Here is a 17,461-nt window from a genome sequence, read left to right as displayed (position 1 = left end):
AAGGAATGAGCGGACTTGGCGGTCTCAACAAATCCCCCAACGGCGTGGTGTTGGGCATGGTGCAGCTCCAATTGCCGGTGGTCGAAACCAAGCAGCAATTGGCGGCGCAGACCGACAAAATCGTAGCCATGGTGGCCAAGGCGCGGCGTAACTTGCCGACCATGGATCTGGTGGTCTTTCCCGAATACGCCCTACACGGTTTATCCATGGATACCAACCCGGAAATCATGTGCGCCCTCGACGGCCCCGAGGTCGCTGCCTTCAAGCAGGCCTGTATCGACAACACCATCTGGGGCTGCTTCTCGATCATGGAATTGAACCCCGAGGGCAACCCCTACAATTCCGGATTGATCATTGACGACAAAGGAGAAATTCAGCTCTATTACCGCAAGCTGCACCCCTGGGTGCCGGTGGAGCCCTGGGAGCCCGGCGATATTGGAATCCCGGTCTGCGACGGACCTAACGGCTCCAAGATCGCGCTGATTATTTGTCATGACGGCATGTTCCCGGAGATGGCCCGAGAGGCGGCCTATAAGGGCGCGGAGATCATGATCCGCACGGCGGGTTATACGGCGCCGGTACGGGAAAGCTGGAAGTTCACCAACCAATCCAATGCCTTTTGTAACCTGATGGTGACCGCCAACGTCTGTATGTGCGGTTCCGATGGGACCTTCGATTCCATGGGTGAAGGCATGATTGTCAATTTTGACGGTACTCTGCTGGCCCAGGGTGGCGGGCGTCCTGACGAGATCATCACCGCCGAGGTGCGCCCCGATCTGGTCCGCGAGGCGCGCATCGGATGGGGCGTTGAAAACAATATCTATCAGTTCGGCCACCGGGCCTATGTGGCGGTCCGTGGCGGCGCACGGGATTGTCCCTACACTTACATGCAGGACCTGATGGCCGGTCAATATAAACTGCCCTGGGAAGATGACGTGAAAGTCACCGATGGTACTTCCTGCGGCTTTGAGAAACCGACCCGCGACTTCAAAGGGAACCCCCATGACTGAGACCTACATCAACTCCACCCCCTACAAATGGCCCTACAACGGCGATTTGCAGCCCGACAACACGGCCTTGATCATCATCGACATGCAGACCGATTTCTGTGGCATCGGTGGCTATGTGGACCAGATGGGCTACGACATTTCCATGACCCGCGCGCCCATCGAGCCGATCAAGACGCTGCTCGCCGCCCTGCGCGCCAAGGGCTATCTGATCATCCATACCCGTGAGGGCCATCGTCCGGACCTGTCGGACCTGCCGGCCAACAAACGTTGGCGCTCGCAGCAGATTGGGGCCGGGATTGGCGACCCGGGGCCTTGCGGTCAGATCCTGGTGCGCGGTCAACCGGGATGGGACATCATCCCCGAACTCTACCCTATGGACGGCGAGCCGATTATCGACAAGCCGGGCAAGGGCTCGTTCTGCGCCACCGACCTGGAACTGATTCTGCGTACCCGAGGCATCGAAAACCTCATTCTGACCGGCATCACCACCGACGTCTGCGTCCATACCACCATGCGCGAGGCCAACGACCGGGGTTTTGAATGCGTGCTGCTGGAAGACTGCTGCGGGGCCACCGATCAGGGCAATCATGACCATGCGGTCAAAATGGTGAAAATGCAGGGCGGCGTGTTCGGTGCCGTGGCCACCTCGCAAGACCTGATTGCCGGGTTGCCATGAGCGCCGCGATGGTCGAAATCGTCCATGATGCCAAACATCCCATCGGCTTGGAGGTGCTGCACCTGACCAAACGATTCGGCGATTTCACTGCCCTCGAAGACGTGTCCCTGAAAGTGGCCCCAGGCAGCTTCCATGCCCTGCTGGGCGAGAACGGCGCAGGCAAGAGTACCCTGGTCAAATGCGCCATGGGCTTCCATCCGGCCAGCGCAGGCAGCATCCTGGTCGGCGGCCATGAATACGATATCGACAATCCGCAGATTGCCTACGAGTTGGGCCTCGGCATGGTCTATCAGCATTTCACCTTGGTCCCCCATATGACAGTGCTGGAAAATCTGGTGCTGCCGCGCGGCGACCTGCCCCGGATCATCAACTGGAAACGGGAAAAGGCCATCGTCGAGGCGTTCATCTCCCGTATGCCGTTTCGGGTGCCGCTGGACACCCGCGCCCGCGACTTGGCAGCGGGGGAAAAGCAGAAGGTGGAGATCCTCAAGCAGCTCTACCTGGGCTGTAAATTCTTGATTCTCGACGAGCCGACCTCGGTGCTGACCCCGGGCGAGGCCGACGAGGTGCTGGGGCTGATCCGCGACATGACCCGCAACGACGGCCTGACCGTGTTGATGATCACCCATAAATTCCGCGAGGTCATGGCCTTCGCCGATGAGGTTTCGGTGCTGCGACGGGGCCGCTATGTGGGCGGCGGCGGAACCGGCGAACTGACACCCGACGACATGGCCCGCATGATGGTCGGGGCCGATACGGTCGCAGCGGGCATGGCCCGGCAGGACACCGCACCGGGCGCGGTCCGCCTCGAACTCAAGAACATCCGTGCTGACGACGACACCGGCCATCCGGCGGTGACGGGGGTCAGTCTGGCTCTGCGCGGCGGTGAAATCTACGGCATTGCCGGAGTTTCCGGCAACGGTCAGAAGGAGTTGGTCCAGGTACTGTCCGGGCAACGCAAACCTACCGGGGGCAGCATGGCGGTGCATGGGGAAAACTACTGGGCGACGCGGGCCGAGATGCGTCGCCACAAGGTCTTTTGCCTGCCCGAGGAACCGTTGCGCAATGCCTGCGTGGCCCGCATGAGCGTCACCGAGAATCTGGCCTTTCGCACTTTTGATCGCCCGCCCCAGGCGCGCGGCAACTGGTGGATCGACAAACGGGCCATGCGCCAAGCGGCCCAGGATTTGATTGCCCGCTACAACGTCAAATGTCCGTCTGCGGATTCGCCCATCGCCACCTTGTCGGGCGGCAATGTGCAGCGCGCCGTACTGGCCCGGGAATTGTCCGGCGACGTGGATGTGCTGGTGGTCGCCAATCCGGTATTCGGGCTCGATTTCGCCGCCGTGGCCGACATCCGGGGTCAGATCATGGCAGCCCGCAATCGCGGCGTGGCGGTGCTTCTGGTCAGCGAGGACCTGGACGAAATCCTGGAATTGTCGGACCGCATCGGTGTCATGTTCCATGGCCAATTGGCCTATGAAACCCCCATCGCCGAGGCCGACCTGACGGTCATCGGTCGTCATATGGCCGGACACTGAGGAGCCCCCATGCCGACCATCGAACGTGCCCAGCCCTTTCCATATGCCTTTGAGGTGGCCAGCACCGCCTTGGTGATCATCGACATGCAGCGGGATTTTCTGGAGCCGGGCGGCTTCGGCGAGACCTTGGGCAACGACGTCTCCCTGCTGGCCCCGGTGGTCCCGGCAACCGAGATTTTGCTCGCCGCCTGCCGCAAGGTCGGGATGAAAATCGTCCATACCCGCGAAGCCCATATGCCGGACCTGTCCGACTGCCCCCCGGCCAAGCGCGACCGGGGAAGCTGCAAACTGCGCATCGGCGATACCGGTCCCATGGGACGCATTCTGGTGCGCGGCGAGCCGGGTAACGATATCGTGCCCTCCCTGGCCCCGCTGCCCGGAGAGACGATCATCGACAAGCCGGGCAAGGGGGCGTTTTACGCCACCGGACTGAAGGAGATTCTGCGCCACAAGGGCATCACCCATTTGCTGTTTGCCGGGGTGACCACCGAGGTCTGCGTCCAGACCTCCATGCGCGAAGCCAACGACCGGGGCTTCGAGTGTCTGTTGGTGGAGGACTGCACCGGCAGTTATTTCCCCCACTTCAAGGCGGCGACCCTGGAGATGATCACGGCGCAGGGGGCCATCGTCGGCTGGACGGCCCCCCTCGATGCGGTGCTAGGCGGACTGGAAAAAGCCGATGCATAAGCCGTTGTCGTTCCCGGGCCTGCTGACCGACCCCGGCCCCTGCCATGACCGGGATTGGGAAGCCTTCCGCGAGGGGATCGAGATCAGTTGGGTTCATCGGCCCGAGCAACCGGACGGACCCTCCTCGGCCTTCCTGCGCTATGCTCCCGGGGCCGTGGTGCCCGCCCATCGTCATCCGGCCTTCGAGTATATCTTCGTTCTTGAGGGATCGCAGAGCGACGACAACGGCACCCATCGGGCGGGGTCATTGGTCGTCAATCCCCCCGACAGCGTTCACGGGGTCCAGAGCGCGGACGGCTGTCTGGTCTTCGCCGTCTGGGACGCGCCGGTCCAGTTCCTTTGAATCGTCGGATCATTTGCGCATTGTGCCGGAACCGGCGACATGCGCATGAGTGACTGAGGCGGGGGGGCGTCACTGGGTGATAACCTCGGTCATCTTCTCGGCGAGTTCCTTGATGTTATGTTTGAGCAACTTGTCATCGGTATTGGTGGCCGCCATGTGCAGGGCCTTGAAGACGATCTGCACTTCCTCGCGGGTCATCTGAAACCAGAAATCCTGGGCATCTTTTTTTTCAATTTTCATGCGCCTTGTCCCGACATGGCTGAGGTCGGGCCGAGTGTAGACCTGTCGGCGCGCAAGGGGAATAACCCGATGGAGGAAGGCCGGATTCGGACGCTTCAACGGCCTTTAAACAGGGAGCCGAGCAGGCCACGGACGATCTCACGGCCCAGTCGGCTGCCGACCGCTCGCACGGCGCTTTTGACCAGGGCCTCGCCGACGCCTTGCCGGTTCGAACTGCGTGAGGTCGGCCGGGGCGCGGCCCGAGTCTCCTTCATTCGGGTTTCGGATTCAGCAGCGGTCCGAGCCGCCTGATCGGCCCGGGCGCTCAGGATTTCGTAGGCCGATTCCCGATCCAGTGCGGTCTCGTAGCGGCCCGCATAGGGGCTGAATTTTTGTCCGGCGGCCTGTTCGTCGGGCGTGGCCATGCCGATCCGGGAGCAAGGCGGGCGCAACAAGGTGCGCTGGACAATGGTCGGGGTTCCTTTCTTTTCGATGGTCGTCACCAACGCCTCGCCGAGCCCCAGTTCGGTCAGCACCTGTTCGGCATCGAAGGCGGGATTTTCGCGAAAGGATTGGGCCACGGCACGCACCGCCTTGCGGTCCTTTTCGGTGAAGGCACGCAGGGCATGGAGGATGCGATTGCCCAACTGCCCGGCCACATCGGAGGGAATGTCCAGTGGATTCTGGGTGACGAAATAGACTCCGACCCCCTTGGAGCGGATCAGCCGCACCACCTGTTCCACCTGTTGCAACAAGACGCGCGGGGCGTCGTCGAACATCATATGCGCTTCGTCGAAGATCAGCACCAGCTTGGGCTTGTCCGGGTCGCCGATCTCGGGCAGATCCTCGAACAGTTCGGACAGCAGCCACAGCAGGACCGCACTATAGAGTCTCGGGCTGCGAGCCAGTTCGGCGGCTTGCAGGATATGCACCAGACCTTTTCCGTAACGGTCGCCGCGAATCAACTCGGCCACATCCAAAGCGGGTTCACCGAAGAAGCCATCGGCGCCGGAGCGTTCCAGCACCAGCAACTGGCGCAGAATGGCGGCGACAGACGCGGAACTAAGCGATCCGTAGGTCTTTTCCAGCTCCTTACGGTTTTCCTGGGCGAAATTGAGCAGGGCGCGCAGATCCTTGAGATCCAGCAGCGCCAACCCCTGATCATCGGCCAGGGCGAACAGCGCCTGAAGCACCCCTTCCTGAATGTCGTTGAGGTCCAGAAGTCGGCCCAGCAGCAGCGGTCCCATCTCGGAAACCGTGGTGCGGATCGGATGGCCGAGTTGGCCGTACACGTCCCAGAACACGGTCGGGAAGGCTTCGGCCCGATAGTCGGACAATCCCACTTTGGCGGCTCGCTCGCCCAGCTTGCCGTCGGTCTTGCCGGCCATGCAGAGCCCCGACAGATCGCCCTTCACATCGGCCAGGAACACCGGCACCCCCTGGCTGGAAAAACCCTCGACCAGACATTGCAGGGTGACCGTTTTGCCGGTGCCGGTGGCCCCGGTGATCAGGCCGTGCCGGTTGGCGTAGCGCAGATTGAGATGGACCGGCCCGTCCCCCAGGCCGAGAAAGATCGCCGAATCGTTATCCATGGAGGTGCCCCTGTTCTGTGAGTCCGAAGAGGATACATCTCACAGCCGGGACATGAAATCCTCGAACTTGCCGTTGGCCGCCACCGGCAGCAGGTCGCGCTGCTCATGCAGATTCAGCCGATGGTTCCAGTGCAGGGAGTCCCGAATGACCCGCTCCAGGGCGTCCCGTTGTGCCGTGGTGAGCGGCTCCGTGACTACCAGCGTCGCCTCGATGAGGTCCAATTCCGATTGGATGAATTGATACTGGCGTACCGCCGCGATGCCCTGGAAGTCATGGAATCCGGTGAGCGGCCAACGGATTTCCCCTTCCGGCGTGCGCAACATATTGCGGGAGCGGCCCATATTTCGTGACAAGGTTGGCAGGCCGCGGCCGCAGGAACAAGGCCCGCCGACCTCGGCGTAATCCCGGATGTCGTAGCGGATCAACGGGGTGGCGAAGTTGTGCAGATCGGTGACCACGATCCGTCCGGTTTCGCCCGCCTGGCAGGGGGTGCCGTCGTCTCGCAGCACCTCGACAATCAGGTTTTCCGCCATGATGTGGTACAGCCCGCTGTCTGGACATTGAAAGGCAATATTGCCCACTTCCTCGGAACTGTAGAGGTCGCTCGTCTTTACCGACCACTGGCTTTGGCAGCGATCGCGCAGGTCCGCCGACAGGGTTTCGCCGATGGTGGTGACCTCGATCATCTTGGGGAACGTCAGATTCCGGGCCGCCGAGGCATCCAGCAGGGCGCGCAGATTGGACGGATAGGTCAGCAGAAAATCCGGTTGCAATTCGTCGAGGAACGCCAGTTGCGCCGCCACGTCAATAAACGGCAGGGTGGCGAGCGGCCCGGTGCGGAACAACTGCGCGATTCCGCCACCCCAGGAAGGATGCTGCTGGCGTTGCATTTTGGCCCGAATCACCGCGACCCTGCCGGTGAGATCGCGGCGGTGCCAGAAGTGGTGGCGGATGGACAGGGCCTGGAAGAAAAGATCGGAAATATTGGTCTTGCGGACGGTCACCGGCTGGCCGGTCGAGCCCGAGGTTTTGACCTGTCCGCCGACCTTGTGCCCCGCCGGAAGCCGGTCCGAAAAAATCTTGTCGCCCGCCCTCTGGAGAGCGTCTCGGGTCAATAGGGGCAGTCTGCGCCAAGCTTCCAAGGAGCGGCAGGTGGCCTCAATGTCGATGCCCGCCAAGCTGTGCCGATAATGCGCCGACTGCTGACGCGCCACATGCAGGATCGCCCGCGCCTGAACCAGTTGCCGCCGCAGAAGGACTTCCGTCGGGTCCCATTCGGTCCTGTCCAGGGCTTCACAGAGGTGGATCAACGGGGCCAAGCCGAGGTGGGGCACCCTGAGCCAGGTCACGCCGGGAATGAAGGCTTCCGGGCGGACCTTCCAGCCGGGGGGGAGGTGATCGAGGAAACTCATGGTCGGCGCTCCAACTGAATCAGCGGGCAGCGCGCGCCCAACTCATAGGTGGGGGTGACGACGCCGGAGATCTGGAACCGCCCTTCGAGTGTGGTCTCGATTTCCGCCAGGGTCGGGAAGGTGTAAATGGCGCTTGAGCCTTCGTAGGCATCAATGGTCTGGATGTCTGCTTCCGGCCAACCCAACCGCCCGGCCGCCGCCGCCCGATCCGGCAGGCGGTCGCACAGGCTTTCCCGGATGAGGGCGACCGCCACTCCCTCGGAGAAGCGTGTTTGCAAGGCCATGGCAACCCGCCATTTCAGCACATGGAAGGAGCCAATGCGGTTGGCCTCAAGGTCGGCGAAAATGTGGTCGAGGGTCTCCGTCGCCTCCGGACGGACAAAACAGCGCAGGAAAACGCGACCGCCCGGGCGGAGGATGCGGTGCAGTTCCCGAAAGACCGACAGGTATTCATCGGGGCTGCTTAATGTGGTCAGGGCGCCATCACCGAGCGCCAGATCGAAGGCCGCGTCTTTCAGGGGGACATGTTGCCATTGGGCGCAGATCGCCTCATTGTCGCAGGGCGGCAACCCGGTGGGCCAGACCCGGGCTATCATGTCTGGATTCTGGTCGATGGCGGTCAAGTGGCATTGGCGGGGCCAGGGCAGCAGGGCCAATTCCGGGGTGACACCCATCATCATGATTTTCGGCGCATCCAGATCGACAATCAGGGGGGCAAGCAAACGCCAATAGAGCTGACAGTCCTCAGAGATGGGCCGCAGCGGACTGCCCACATGGGACCATTGCCGTGCGTGTCGCGACCAGGGGGATGCCGAGGAAGGGACCGAAAGTGTCATGACGGCTCCCATGGGGGCTGTTACAGCATGCTGCTGATCAGGGTCTGATAGGCGGCATTGATGCGTTTGAAACGTTCCTCGGAGTCCTTGTTGCCCTGGTTGGCGTCCGGGTGGTGGCGTTTGACCAGTTCCTTGTAGCGGGCGCGCAGGACCTCCAGGGTCAGCGGTGCTTGCAGATCCAATTCACGCAGCGCCAGGGCTTCCGGAGTGCCCTGCCGGGGGCGCTTGATGTCCTCTTCCGCTTCGTCGTCGCGGAAAAAACGGAACGGATCTTCCATGTCGTCGATGGTGGGGCCGGATTTGACCCGGGGGCCGGTGCCCCAGCGCCAGGTGGGACGGTCCCAGATGGTATCCCGCCGCAAATCGGCTTCCACCTGGTTTTCATCCATGCCGGCATAATAGTTCCAGGCGGCATTGTACTCCCGCACATGGTCCAGGCAGAACCAGCGGTATTCGGTGATGTTGTCGCGCGACCGGGGGGCCCGGTACAGGCCCGCTTCCTGGCACTTGGGCCATTCGCAACGGGGTGTCTCCGGGTCGTCCGGTTCGAAGAACCGACCATCTGATTTTCTGCGTCTTCCTACCATACTTGCATAATGGGCCGTCGCCCGGTTTCAGGCAAGATGACGGTGGCTTGACGGAATGATTTTCCGACCCCACCTGTAGGCGGTAAGATGCCGCTCGCGCGGTTGATATTTTATTATATTGAAGGACAAGATCATGAGCGTAGCCGAAACCATGCGGACGAAATTGACCGAAGCCCTGGCTCCGACCCTCATTGAGGTGATCGACGAGTCCCACCGCCATGCCGGACATGCCGGAGCCAATCCCAAGGGCGAGAGTCATTTCAGTCTGCGCGTGGTATCGGCGGCCTTCGAGGGGCAGTCACGGGTGCAGCGTCAGCGCCTGGTCTATGGCTTGCTGGCCGAGGAACTGGCCGGTCCGGTGCATGCCCTGTCGTTGTCGACCCAGACCCCCGGCGAGGCGGGCTGACTGCCGCTTTTTTTCGTCCCATTTGATTGCAATAAGAGAGAAACCTTAACAAGGTTTCTTTTTTGTGGTTGCAATTCACGGGGTTTTAAGTACAACTTTCATATTAAAGACAAATATCACAGGGCAACATACAGTGTTGTTCAGTCGAGGGGAGATGTCTCTGACCATCGTTCTCTGTGATGTGGGGGGATTTAGGGGGGCGCAACGCGAGTGATGTGGATACAGAGCAAACTGGTGACACGAAACGTGACCGTCCATGGACGCCGGACTAGCATCCGCCTGGAAAAAGAAAACTGGTCAGCGTTGGAGGAAATCTGCCAGCGGGAACGGATCTCCATCCACGAACTTTGCAGTCAAATCGACTCGAACCGCACCAATTCCAGCCGGACCTCCACCGTACGGGCCTTTATCACCGCCTACTGCCGCAAAACCCAACTCTCCCCCGATCCTAAATCCCATCCTTCCGATCAGGCGGGTCATCTGCTTCAGGAGCTTCTGCCGGTTCGGACGTCCTAGGTTCGGACGTCCTGGCGGCCTCCTGCTTCAAATATGAACCATATAGTCCATATTTGACCCCTTGTCAAGCCGGTGATGAATAAGGTCCGATGGGCCGGAAGCGGCGCGTGCCGTCGCGACCGTTTCAGGGGAGGACATGCATGCCGGGCAAGGGGGGCGACGGGCTGACAGGAGTGGCGGACCGGTTGGCGCGGCTGGTGTCCCTGGCCGGGTCACAGGCCCGAGCGGCCAGTCTGGCCGGGGTGTCCCTGTCGCAGTTCAAACGCTATCTGTCGGCGGAATCGCAACCCGGGCTTCAGGCCATGGTCGCCCTGTCACGGGCCTTGGATGTGCGGCTGGATTGGCTGGCGCTGGGGCAGGGTCCGCTGCGCACGGCGGGGAATTCTCCGCCGCCGCTGGAGGAGTCCCTGATGGAATTGGTGATTGTCGAGACCGAGCGATTTTTACAGCGACGCCAGTTGCACATCGACCCGGCGCGCAAGGGGGCGCTGCTGATGGCGGTCTATCGTCTGGCACTGCGGGCACGCGACGGCGGGGCCGATCCGGCCTCGGTGCTGGGCGCAGACTCCTTGCAGGACCTGATTGGACTGGCCGGATAGTTCCTATTACGTTCTTGACCCGTGGTGCGATATGTGAATAGATATGTTATTCACATGATTGCATCGCGAGGTGTGCCTTGAGGGACGGCGACAAGGATCTGGAAACCGTACGCCGTGTGTTGGCCGAGGCGGCGGGGTGCAACGACAACGGAGACACCCACGGCGGTCGGACGGGAGACCTCGACGGGGCACCGGGCGGCGGCGTCGCGGGGCCGGTGCGCGCGCCGCTTGGTGCGGCGTCGGCCAGTCAATGGGGTGCCAGTCTATGGGGTGCCGGACTATGGAGTGCCTTGGCCGGAGGGCTGGTATTCAATGGCCCGGTGACCCTGCATCTGCATCTGACGGACACTCCATCGCGCGACCGCAGCGATGGTCTGGACAGCCTGCGTCGACGGCGGGGCGTCCTGGCGGCCCTGCCCCCGGCGAATTTCGGAGGATAGATTTGCGATCAGGTCTCGTCGGGGGACAACGAGCGGGCACTTTTCGGGAGATTGGGCCACAGGCGGGCGACGACGGGGCCTTCGGCGGTCAGGGCGTGACAGGTATCGACCACCCGGGGCAGGCCCTGGTCGTCCTCCGGGGCTTCCCGGCGGTGGCCGGTGGCGATGATGGTCTGAAAGGCGGTGGTGGCGATAGGGCCGGTGAGCATATCGGTCAGGTGGGTGCAGCCTTGGCGGTTCCCCATCTTGTCGCGTACCTTGCGGACCCAGCCCGGTCCGATCCGTTCCCCTTTGAGCCGGGCATAGTCCGGGGCGATCTCGGGGCAGATGGTGAAGGGCGCGGCCTCGGTCACCGCTTCGATGTCATGCACGGTCAGTTCCTCGTCCAGGGTCACCCGGACCCGCATCAGGTGAATGGGTTCCCCGGCCCGGATGCCGCCCCGGTCCTGGTTGTCGAAGGAGTAGGATTTGATGTCGAGCAGCCGGGCCTCGATGTCCCATAGCCCGTCGTCGCGCTGATAGCCCCGGCAATCAATCTCGCGGGTATGGGATAGGCGGCGCGGCTGCGGCTTGGACAGGGACATGGGGCGGTTCTCCTGGGAGGGGGCGCTATTCGGGCATTTGCAGGTTGCGGATGAGCACCTTTAGCAGCCGTTGCCCCTCGCGGACCAGATCAAATTGCCGACCGCTCAGCGACCAGCGCAAGGCCAGACTCTGAATGATGCTCAGAGTCAGCGCGGCAACGTCCGTCGGTGGGGTGCGGGTGGGCAGGGAGCCCTCGGCAAGGGCCAATTCGGCGGCCCGGACCAAATGGTGGTTCAACTGTTTGACCAGGGACAGGAAATGCTGTTGCAAAACCGCATTTTCCACATGCAGCTCACGGGAAAACAGGATCGCCGGCAGGGCCGGGGTGGCGGCGATGATGTGGAGTTGCGCCTCGGCGAGGTCTTGCAGGCGCTGCAATCCCTGGGGCGTCTGCGCGGCAACCTGTGACCAGCGGGCCTGCATGAGGTCACTGAGATGGGCCGCCACCGCGCTCCAGATCGCCTGTTTGGTGGCAAAATGCCGGAATACAGCGGCCTGGGACAGGCCCACCGCCTGGGCGATGGCGGTGGTGGTCAGCCGCTCCGGACCGGCCTCTTCGGCCAGCCGGAGGGCCGCCTCGATCATTTCAGCCTTGCGTTGTGCCGCCGGTTTGCGAGTCATTGGCGCTCATTTGGGACTGTCCATTACATTTTCACTGCGCCCGGGAATGCCACGAAAAATGGCATGACACGACACGCAGCCGCCGACGATTTCCGACAGATGGGTGGCCGCTCCGGCCATGTCGCCCTTGTCGGCAGCATCGGCGATCTTCAAGGCACCACCTTCCACCACCTCGTTCATGGAAGTCAACACGCCAAGGGTTTCGTCATTGACCGTATCGGCGGGCAGATACGGCAACATGCCGCCGCGCGGGATGCGATGGTCGGCCAGTCTGCGGGCAGCCATGGCCGCCAACTCGCCGTTGTCGGTCAGAATGCCGGTCAGAACGGCGCTGAAATCGCTCTGAATTTCATGCATGAGCTGACGCAGGGTGATGGTCGACTGCCGTTGATGTTTGGCAAAAACCTGGAAAATGGTCTGCCGGGTTTCCGGTGACAGGGCCATGACCCGCTGGCGGGTCTCGGGGGTCATCAGCATCATTTGCTGCTTGATGGACTCGGGAATGCCCTGCATGGGGTCGGCCGCCTGCGCGGCGGGCGCGCCGAGCGGCAGGATCAGCAGGGCAAGCAACAGCAACGCGGAGGGCAGGGAACGGGACATGGTCGGTCTCCAGTTGGAAGAGCAGGAAGCCTTCATGTAAGTGATCAATCACATACTTGTCAAGTTCCGACCCTGCGACTGTGGGCGTGCGGACTGAATCCATGTCATGGGGTTCCGGTTTGGTCGGTCGCGGCTTATTGGGGGCTCTTGCCGTCCGGCGTCTCCGCCTGTTTGCGGAGCGCTTCCTGCACCTCTTCGGCGCTCAGTTTGTTCTGGGTGGCATTGAGCCAGATGGTGCAGATGCGCACCCAGTTGTCCACCGAGTCGGACCGTTGCACCGCCAGATGCGGCACGGAATTGCAGTAGATGGCCAACGGCTTGCCGGAATCGGCGGTCTGTTCGCCCGGCGCGGCGAGGGTGGGGAGGGCGAACAGGGAAACGGCAAGGACCAGCGGTATCTTTCTCATCAGTTCATCCCCATATCATCCGGGTGCGCTATACTTGTCTGATGTTGATTGTTCGCCCTTCCGCGGGCGGGGTCAACGCTTTCCATGCGATGCAAAGGGAGGATCTGCCATGCTGATCGGGGTGCCCAGGGAAATCAAGGTCCGCGAATACCGGGTCGGCATGACCCCCGGCAGCGTCCGCGAGGCGATTCACCACCACGGTCATCGGGTGATCGTTGAGAGCGGGGCCGGGGACGGCATTGGCTGCGATGATGCGGCCTATCGGGCGGTCGGGGCCGAAGTGGTGGACAGCGCCGAGGAGGTCTTCGCCCGCGCCGAGATGATCGTCAAGGTCAAGGAACCGCAGCCCCAGGAGATCGCCCGCCTGCACGCGGGCCAGTTGCTGTTCACCTATCTGCATCTGGCCCCCGATCCGGCCCAGACTCAGGCTCTTTTGGCTTCGGGGGTCACCGCCATTGCCTATGAAACGGTGACCGATAGTCGCGGTGGTCTGCCCCTGCTGGCCCCGATGAGCGAGGTGGCCGGGCGCATGGCGACCCAGGTCGGCGCAGGATGTTTGGAAAAAGAACGCGGTGGTTCGGGGATACTGTTGGGCGGCGTGCCCGGCGTCGCCGCGGGGCGGGTGACGGTTCTCGGCGGCGGCACGGTCGGCACCCAGGCGGCGCGCATGGCGTTGGGACTGGGGGCGGACGTCACCGTGCTCGACAAATCGAGCGCCCGTTTAAGCGCTCTGGACGACCTCTATGGGCCGCGCCTGAAAACCCTGTTTGCCACCCTTGAGGCGGTGGAGCAGGCGGTGCAGGGGGCGGATCTGGTCATCGGGGCGGTGCTGGTGCCCGGGGCGGCGGCCCCGAAACTGGTTACCCGAGGCATGCTCGACGGTATGCGCCCGGGATCGGTGCTGGTGGACGTGGCCATTGATCAGGGCGGCTGTTTCGAAACCAGTCGCCCGACCACCCACGATCAGCCAACCTATGTGGAACAGGGGATGGTGCATTACGCGGTCACCAACATGCCCGGTGCGGTGCCGCGCACCTCGACCCAGGCGCTCAACAACGCCACCTTGCCGGTGGCCATGACCCTGGCCGACAAAGGCTGGCGGCAGGCGTTGCGCGACGATCCCCACTTGCGGGCCGGATTGAACCTGCACGACGGCCAACTGACCTGTGCCCCGGTGGCCGAAGCCCAGGGGCTGCCCTATGTGGCGGCGCAGGATGTTGTTTAGGCGATGGGCCTTTCTTCGGTGAGGGCTTCCGGTTCGTCCTTGGCGGTCTTCTGCGGGATGATCCGTACTTCAGTGATCTGATTGCGTTGCCGTTTGAGAATGTCAAAGCGGAAATTGTGGAACAGGAACGACTGGCCGACTTCCGGAATGCGTCGGGATTCATGGAGTATCAATCCGGCGACGGTGGAGGCCTCCTCATCGGGCAGACGCCATTCGAATTTCCGATTGAGGTCGCGGATGGTCACCGACCCGTTGACCAGGAGCGAGCCGTCGGTATCCCGGGTGACTCCGGTGAAGGTGATGTCGTGCTCGTCGTCGATGTTGCCGACGATTTCCTCCAGGATATCTTCCAAGGTGACGATACCCAGCAGGGCACCGTATTCATCCACCACCAGCGAAAAATGTTCGCGCCGTTTGCGGAACGCCTGAAGCTGGTCGTGCAGGGTCGTGGTCTCGGGAATGAACCAGGGATCGGCGGCCACTTCCACCACGTCCAGGGCATCCAGCCCTTCCAATCCGCCGTTCTGTGCCCGCACGGCTCGCAGCAGGGCGCGGGCATGGAGCAGGCCGATGATGTTGTCCGGTTCTCCGCGCCACAGGGGCAGTCGGGTATAGGGGCTGGACAGCACCGCATCGACGATTTCCTGCGGTGGGGAATCGGCATTCAGGGTGACCACGTTCTTGCGATGGATCATGATTTCACCGACTTCCACGTCTTGCAGTTCCAGCACGCTGCGCAGCATGGCCCGTTCGCGGCGGATGGTTTCCTCGTCTTCGGCGGTGCCCTCGTGCAGTTCGATGGCTCCGCGCAACTCATCGACGCTGCGGCCCAGGGCGTCGTCGGTCTCCAGGCGGACCCCGAACATCAGCAACGTGCCGCGCACCACCCATTGCAGGGTCATGGTGATCGGGGCCAGCAGATAGACCAGAATGCCGACCAGCGGGGCGATGCGCAGGGCGACGCCGTTGGCTTTGCGGAACGCATAGCTCTTGGGCAGAATCTCGGCGAAAATCAACACCAACAAGGTCATGGCCAGGGTGGCATAGGCGATACCCGCCGCGCCGAACAGCTCGATCAACAGGCCGGTGGCGACCGCCGAAGCCATGATGTTGACCAGATTGTTGCCGAGCAGAATCGCTCCGATCAGCCGATCCTTGTTGGCATGCAGCCGGTTGACGATGGCGGCGCGGCGGTCACCGCCCTGTTCCATCCGATGCATGACCGGGCGGGAGGCCGCAGTCAACGCGGTTTCGGAGCCGGAAAAAAACGCCGACAACAACAGCAGGATGAAAATGACGATCAGGGAAGTGATCATGAACCGTCTCCGTTGAGGTAATCCGCTAGCATCCTATGCAACACATCGGGCGGCACGTCGCGACTGAGGAACGATTGGCCGATGCCCTTGGCCAGCACGAAGGTCACCCGGCCCTCGGCAACCTTCTTGTCCGAGGCCATCAGGGTGAGCATCTGATCGGCGCTCCATGAGGAGTCCTTCAGATTGCCGATGCCGGTGGGCAGACCGGCGGCGGTCAGGTGGGCACGCAGGCGGGCCAGGTCGGCGGGCGGGCACAGCCCCAGGCGGACCGATAGATCAAACGCCTGCACCATGCCCAGCGCCACCGCTTCGCCATGCAACAACCGATCGCCGTAACCGCACAGCTTCTCCAGCACATGGCCAAAGGTATGGCCCAGGTTGAGCAGGGCGCGCTGTCCAGATTCCCGTTCGTCGGCGGCGACCACCCGGGCCTTGGCCCGGCAGGAGGTGAGCACCGCCCGGCGGCGGGCTTCCCGATCCCCGGACAAAACACGCCCGCCGTTCTGCTCCAAACATTCAAAGAACGCCGGATCGTCGATCAATCCGTATTTGAGCACCTCGGCATATCCGGCGCGCAGTTGCCGGGGGTCCAGGGTGTCCAGGGTGCCGATGTCGGCCAGCACCAATCGCGGCTGATAGAAGGCCCCGACCAGATTCTTGCCGTGCGATGTATTGATGCCGGTCTTGCCGCCGACGGAGCTGTCCACCTGGGCCAACAGGCTGGTCGGCACCTGGATGAACGGCAGGCCGCGCAGCACCACCGAGGCGGCGAATCCGACCAGATCACCAATCACCCCACCGCCCAGCGCGATCAGGCTGGTCTGGCGCTCCACCCGGCGGTCGAGCAGGGCGTCGATCAGCGCTTGCAGATGGACGAAATCCTTGCTGCCTTCGCCCGCTGGGAGCGGCGGCAGATATTCCACGGCCACTCCAGCCCCAAGCAGGGACGCTTCGATGGGAGCCTGGTATTGGGCCGTGTTCTCATCGGCGATGATCACCACCCGTTTTTGCGGCAGCACCGGCAGCATGTGGTCGGCGGCCCGGGTCAACAGATCGTCGCCGACCAGGATGTCATAGGAACGGTCGCCCAGTTCGACGGGCAGGGTTTGGGCGGTCATGGCTGCGGGGCTTCCTCTTGCAACGGCACATGGAGGTGACGGGCCAGCGCCTGAAGCGCCAGCTCGGTGGTATGGTCGGCGCTCTCCTCGCCGGTATCGATCAGGGTATCGGCCTGCTGATAGACGGGATAGCGCAGATCCATCAGGTTTTGCAGAATTTCAGCCGGGTTGCCCTGGCGCAGCAGGGGCCGGGTGTCGCGCCGGGAGGTCCGTTCGACCAGAATATCCAGGCTGGCCCGCAGCCACAGGCTGAGGCCGCATTGCTGGATCACTTTGCGGGTTTCCGGGTCCATGAAGGCCCCGCCGCCGGTGGCCAGGATGCCCGAGGGCTCGCCGAGCAGTCGGGCGATGACCCGACGTTCACAGTCGCGGAAGGCCTCCTCGCCGTACAGGTCGAAGATGTCGGCGATGGAACATCCGGCGGCTTTCTCGATTTCGGCGTCCGCGTCGATGAACGGCAGTTCCAGCCGCGCCGCCATGCGGCGTCCGACGGCGGACTTGCCCGCGCCCATCAGTCCGACCAGCACCACGGAGCGGCCGTTGAGCCGGGTCACCAGTTCGCGCAAGGTCTCGGGAGAAGTTATTTCAGTCATCGGGCGGTTAGGGCCTCCGGGAGCGTTGAAAGGCGGGCAGCCTATGGATACACTGCCGCCGAGTTGTCTTGCTGGGGTCTTACCTAGCACAGGCCGCCGCATTTGTGCAGGCGGCTGATTGTCCGTTCGAG

The 17,461-nt window shown here is 62.8% G+C and carries 22 protein-coding genes; 10 read left to right on the top strand and 12 right to left on the bottom strand.

Going from position 1 to position 17,461, the window contains the following annotated elements; genetic code table 11:
• The first annotated feature begins 5 nt into the window (after positions 1–5).
• From ACYQ1P_RS16855 to ACYQ1P_RS16835, 5 genes are read left to right on the top strand one after another with little or no spacing between them, the layout of a single operon-like run.
• On the top strand, positions 6–1,010 hold the full coding sequence (locus ACYQ1P_RS16855) for a formamidase (protein ID WP_460021512.1): 1,005 nt from the start codon (positions 6–8) through the stop codon (positions 1,008–1,010).
• Positions 1,003–1,686 carry a biuret amidohydrolase gene (gene biuH / locus ACYQ1P_RS16850; RefSeq protein WP_460021511.1) on the top strand — a complete coding sequence of 228 codons (684 nt, stop codon included), beginning with the start codon at positions 1,003–1,005 and terminating at the stop codon, positions 1,684–1,686. Before ACYQ1P_RS16855 ends, biuH begins: the two co-directional genes overlap by 8 nt.
• A complete protein-coding gene (locus ACYQ1P_RS16845) occupies positions 1,683–3,227 on the top strand; it encodes an ABC transporter ATP-binding protein (protein WP_460021510.1) in 1,545 nt (514 codons plus the stop codon). Before biuH ends, ACYQ1P_RS16845 begins: the two co-directional genes overlap by 4 nt.
• 9 nt (positions 3,228–3,236) lie before the next feature.
• The gene (locus ACYQ1P_RS16840) at positions 3,237–3,914 is read left to right on the top strand and encodes a cysteine hydrolase family protein (RefSeq protein ID WP_460021509.1); all 678 of its coding nucleotides are present in this window, start codon (positions 3,237–3,239) and stop codon (positions 3,912–3,914) included.
• On the top strand, positions 3,907–4,257 hold the full coding sequence (locus tag ACYQ1P_RS16835; protein ID WP_460021508.1) for a cupin domain-containing protein: 351 nt from the start codon (positions 3,907–3,909) through the stop codon (positions 4,255–4,257). Before ACYQ1P_RS16840 ends, ACYQ1P_RS16835 begins: the two co-directional genes overlap by 8 nt.
• A gap of 69 nt (positions 4,258–4,326) precedes the next feature.
• Here ACYQ1P_RS16835 and ACYQ1P_RS16830 read toward each other — a convergent pair whose 3' ends face one another.
• The 5 genes from ACYQ1P_RS16830 to ACYQ1P_RS16810 all read right to left on the bottom strand — a co-directional run bounded on the left by ACYQ1P_RS16830 (position 4,327) and on the right by ACYQ1P_RS16810 (position 8,904).
• The gene (locus ACYQ1P_RS16830) at positions 4,327–4,497 is read right to left on the bottom strand and encodes a hypothetical protein (protein WP_460021507.1); all 171 of its coding nucleotides are present in this window, start codon (positions 4,495–4,497) and stop codon (positions 4,327–4,329) included.
• Between the two features lie 95 nt (positions 4,498–4,592).
• Entirely contained in the window at positions 4,593–6,068 is a 1,476-nt protein-coding gene (locus ACYQ1P_RS16825) for a helicase HerA-like domain-containing protein (RefSeq protein WP_460021506.1), read from the bottom strand.
• Between the two features lie 39 nt (positions 6,069–6,107).
• Positions 6,108–7,481, bottom strand: coding sequence for a phenylacetate--CoA ligase family protein (locus ACYQ1P_RS16820; protein ID WP_460021505.1), 1,374 nt, complete (start codon positions 7,479–7,481; stop codon positions 6,108–6,110).
• Positions 7,478–8,317, bottom strand: coding sequence for a class I SAM-dependent methyltransferase (locus ACYQ1P_RS16815; protein WP_460021504.1), 840 nt, complete (start codon positions 8,315–8,317; stop codon positions 7,478–7,480). Before ACYQ1P_RS16815 ends, ACYQ1P_RS16820 begins: the two co-directional genes overlap by 4 nt.
• Positions 8,318–8,337: 20 nt before the next feature.
• On the bottom strand, positions 8,338–8,904 hold the full coding sequence (locus tag ACYQ1P_RS16810) for a J domain-containing protein (RefSeq protein ID WP_460021503.1): 567 nt from the start codon (positions 8,902–8,904) through the stop codon (positions 8,338–8,340).
• A gap of 133 nt (positions 8,905–9,037) precedes the next feature.
• Here ACYQ1P_RS16810 and ACYQ1P_RS16805 point away from each other — a divergent pair, with 133 nt between their 5' ends.
• From ACYQ1P_RS16805 to ACYQ1P_RS16790, 4 genes are all read left to right on the top strand, one after another.
• Positions 9,038–9,310, top strand: a complete 273-nt coding sequence (locus ACYQ1P_RS16805; RefSeq protein WP_460021502.1) for a BolA family protein — start codon at positions 9,038–9,040, stop codon at positions 9,308–9,310.
• Positions 9,311–9,523: 213 nt separating this feature from the next.
• A complete protein-coding gene (locus ACYQ1P_RS16800) occupies positions 9,524–9,826 on the top strand; it encodes a ribbon-helix-helix domain-containing protein (RefSeq protein WP_460021501.1) in 303 nt (100 codons plus the stop codon).
• A 140-nt stretch (positions 9,827–9,966) separates the two neighbouring features.
• Positions 9,967–10,425 (top strand): helix-turn-helix domain-containing protein, encoded by a 459-nt coding sequence (locus tag ACYQ1P_RS16795; RefSeq protein WP_460021500.1) that lies wholly within the window; start codon positions 9,967–9,969, stop codon positions 10,423–10,425.
• 77 nt (positions 10,426–10,502) lie between these two features.
• Positions 10,503–10,865, top strand: coding sequence for a hypothetical protein (locus ACYQ1P_RS16790; protein ID WP_460021499.1), 363 nt, complete (start codon positions 10,503–10,505; stop codon positions 10,863–10,865).
• An 8-nt stretch (positions 10,866–10,873) separates the two neighbouring features.
• Here the strand turns inward: ACYQ1P_RS16790 and ACYQ1P_RS16785 are convergent, their stop codons facing one another.
• From ACYQ1P_RS16785 to ACYQ1P_RS16770, 4 genes are all read right to left on the bottom strand, one after another.
• The gene (locus tag ACYQ1P_RS16785) at positions 10,874–11,449 is read right to left on the bottom strand and encodes a DUF2889 domain-containing protein (RefSeq protein WP_460021498.1); all 576 of its coding nucleotides are present in this window, start codon (positions 11,447–11,449) and stop codon (positions 10,874–10,876) included.
• A gap of 25 nt (positions 11,450–11,474) precedes the next feature.
• Positions 11,475–12,071 carry a TetR/AcrR family transcriptional regulator gene (locus tag ACYQ1P_RS16780; RefSeq protein WP_460021497.1) on the bottom strand — a complete coding sequence of 199 codons (597 nt, stop codon included), beginning with the start codon at positions 12,069–12,071 and terminating at the stop codon, positions 11,475–11,477.
• A gap of 6 nt (positions 12,072–12,077) precedes the next feature.
• The gene (locus ACYQ1P_RS16775; protein WP_460021496.1) at positions 12,078–12,671 is read right to left on the bottom strand and encodes a hypothetical protein; all 594 of its coding nucleotides are present in this window, start codon (positions 12,669–12,671) and stop codon (positions 12,078–12,080) included.
• 134 nt (positions 12,672–12,805) lie between these two features.
• On the bottom strand, positions 12,806–13,078 hold the full coding sequence (locus ACYQ1P_RS16770; RefSeq protein ID WP_460021495.1) for a hypothetical protein: 273 nt from the start codon (positions 13,076–13,078) through the stop codon (positions 12,806–12,808).
• A gap of 109 nt (positions 13,079–13,187) precedes the next feature.
• Between ACYQ1P_RS16770 and ald the strand changes: the two genes are divergently transcribed.
• The gene (gene ald / locus ACYQ1P_RS16765) at positions 13,188–14,303 is read left to right on the top strand and encodes an alanine dehydrogenase (protein ID WP_460021494.1); all 1,116 of its coding nucleotides are present in this window, start codon (positions 13,188–13,190) and stop codon (positions 14,301–14,303) included.
• On the opposite strand, the gene ACYQ1P_RS16760 is transcribed toward ald, so the two are convergent.
• The 3 genes from ACYQ1P_RS16760 to ACYQ1P_RS16750 are packed head-to-tail and all read right to left on the bottom strand — an operon-like array spanning position 14,300 to position 17,330.
• A complete protein-coding gene (locus ACYQ1P_RS16760; protein ID WP_460021493.1) occupies positions 14,300–15,619 on the bottom strand; it encodes an HlyC/CorC family transporter in 1,320 nt (439 codons plus the stop codon). The two genes, ald and ACYQ1P_RS16760, sit on opposite strands and share 4 nt — an antisense overlap.
• On the bottom strand, positions 15,616–16,737 hold the full coding sequence (gene aroB / locus ACYQ1P_RS16755; protein ID WP_460021492.1) for a 3-dehydroquinate synthase: 1,122 nt from the start codon (positions 16,735–16,737) through the stop codon (positions 15,616–15,618). The genes ACYQ1P_RS16760 and aroB overlap by 4 nt, the downstream gene beginning before the upstream one ends.
• Positions 16,734–17,330, bottom strand: a complete 597-nt coding sequence (locus ACYQ1P_RS16750; RefSeq protein ID WP_460021491.1) for a shikimate kinase — start codon at positions 17,328–17,330, stop codon at positions 16,734–16,736. The genes aroB and ACYQ1P_RS16750 overlap by 4 nt, the downstream gene beginning before the upstream one ends.
• Positions 17,331–17,461 lie beyond the last annotated feature (131 nt).

It is taken from the genome of Magnetospira thiophila (genome assembly GCF_054657015.1).
Note: the sequence above shows the minus strand (reverse complement) of the source record. Positions and strands in the feature narration are given on the sequence as shown.

Coding starts and splice junctions, on each gene's coding strand:
- ACYQ1P_RS16855 (WP_460021512.1), top strand. CDS start 6: ATGAGCGGACTTGGCGGTCTCAACAAATCCCCCAACGGCGTGGTGTTG.
- biuH (WP_460021511.1), top strand. CDS start 1,003: ATGACTGAGACCTACATCAACTCCACCCCCTACAAATGGCCCTACAAC.
- ACYQ1P_RS16845 (WP_460021510.1), top strand. CDS start 1,683: ATGAGCGCCGCGATGGTCGAAATCGTCCATGATGCCAAACATCCCATC.
- ACYQ1P_RS16840 (WP_460021509.1), top strand. CDS start 3,237: ATGCCGACCATCGAACGTGCCCAGCCCTTTCCATATGCCTTTGAGGTG.
- ACYQ1P_RS16835 (WP_460021508.1), top strand. CDS start 3,907: ATGCATAAGCCGTTGTCGTTCCCGGGCCTGCTGACCGACCCCGGCCCC.
- ACYQ1P_RS16830 (WP_460021507.1), bottom strand. CDS start 4,497: ATGAAAATTGAAAAAAAAGATGCCCAGGATTTCTGGTTTCAGATGACC.
- ACYQ1P_RS16825 (WP_460021506.1), bottom strand. CDS start 6,068: ATGGATAACGATTCGGCGATCTTTCTCGGCCTGGGGGACGGGCCGGTC.
- ACYQ1P_RS16820 (WP_460021505.1), bottom strand. CDS start 7,481: ATGAGTTTCCTCGATCACCTCCCCCCCGGCTGGAAGGTCCGCCCGGAA.
- ACYQ1P_RS16815 (WP_460021504.1), bottom strand. CDS start 8,317: ATGACACTTTCGGTCCCTTCCTCGGCATCCCCCTGGTCGCGACACGCA.
- ACYQ1P_RS16810 (WP_460021503.1), bottom strand. CDS start 8,904: ATGGTAGGAAGACGCAGAAAATCAGATGGTCGGTTCTTCGAACCGGAC.
- ACYQ1P_RS16805 (WP_460021502.1), top strand. CDS start 9,038: ATGAGCGTAGCCGAAACCATGCGGACGAAATTGACCGAAGCCCTGGCT.
- ACYQ1P_RS16800 (WP_460021501.1), top strand. CDS start 9,524: ATGTGGATACAGAGCAAACTGGTGACACGAAACGTGACCGTCCATGGA.
- ACYQ1P_RS16795 (WP_460021500.1), top strand. CDS start 9,967: ATGCCGGGCAAGGGGGGCGACGGGCTGACAGGAGTGGCGGACCGGTTG.
- ACYQ1P_RS16785 (WP_460021498.1), bottom strand. CDS start 11,449: ATGTCCCTGTCCAAGCCGCAGCCGCGCCGCCTATCCCATACCCGCGAG.
- ACYQ1P_RS16780 (WP_460021497.1), bottom strand. CDS start 12,071: ATGACTCGCAAACCGGCGGCACAACGCAAGGCTGAAATGATCGAGGCG.
- ACYQ1P_RS16775 (WP_460021496.1), bottom strand. CDS start 12,671: ATGTCCCGTTCCCTGCCCTCCGCGTTGCTGTTGCTTGCCCTGCTGATC.
- ACYQ1P_RS16770 (WP_460021495.1), bottom strand. CDS start 13,078: ATGAGAAAGATACCGCTGGTCCTTGCCGTTTCCCTGTTCGCCCTCCCC.
- ald (WP_460021494.1), top strand. CDS start 13,188: ATGCTGATCGGGGTGCCCAGGGAAATCAAGGTCCGCGAATACCGGGTC.
- ACYQ1P_RS16760 (WP_460021493.1), bottom strand. CDS start 15,619: ATGATCACTTCCCTGATCGTCATTTTCATCCTGCTGTTGTTGTCGGCG.
- aroB (WP_460021492.1), bottom strand. CDS start 16,737: ATGACCGCCCAAACCCTGCCCGTCGAACTGGGCGACCGTTCCTATGAC.
- ACYQ1P_RS16750 (WP_460021491.1), bottom strand. CDS start 17,330: ATGACTGAAATAACTTCTCCCGAGACCTTGCGCGAACTGGTGACCCGG.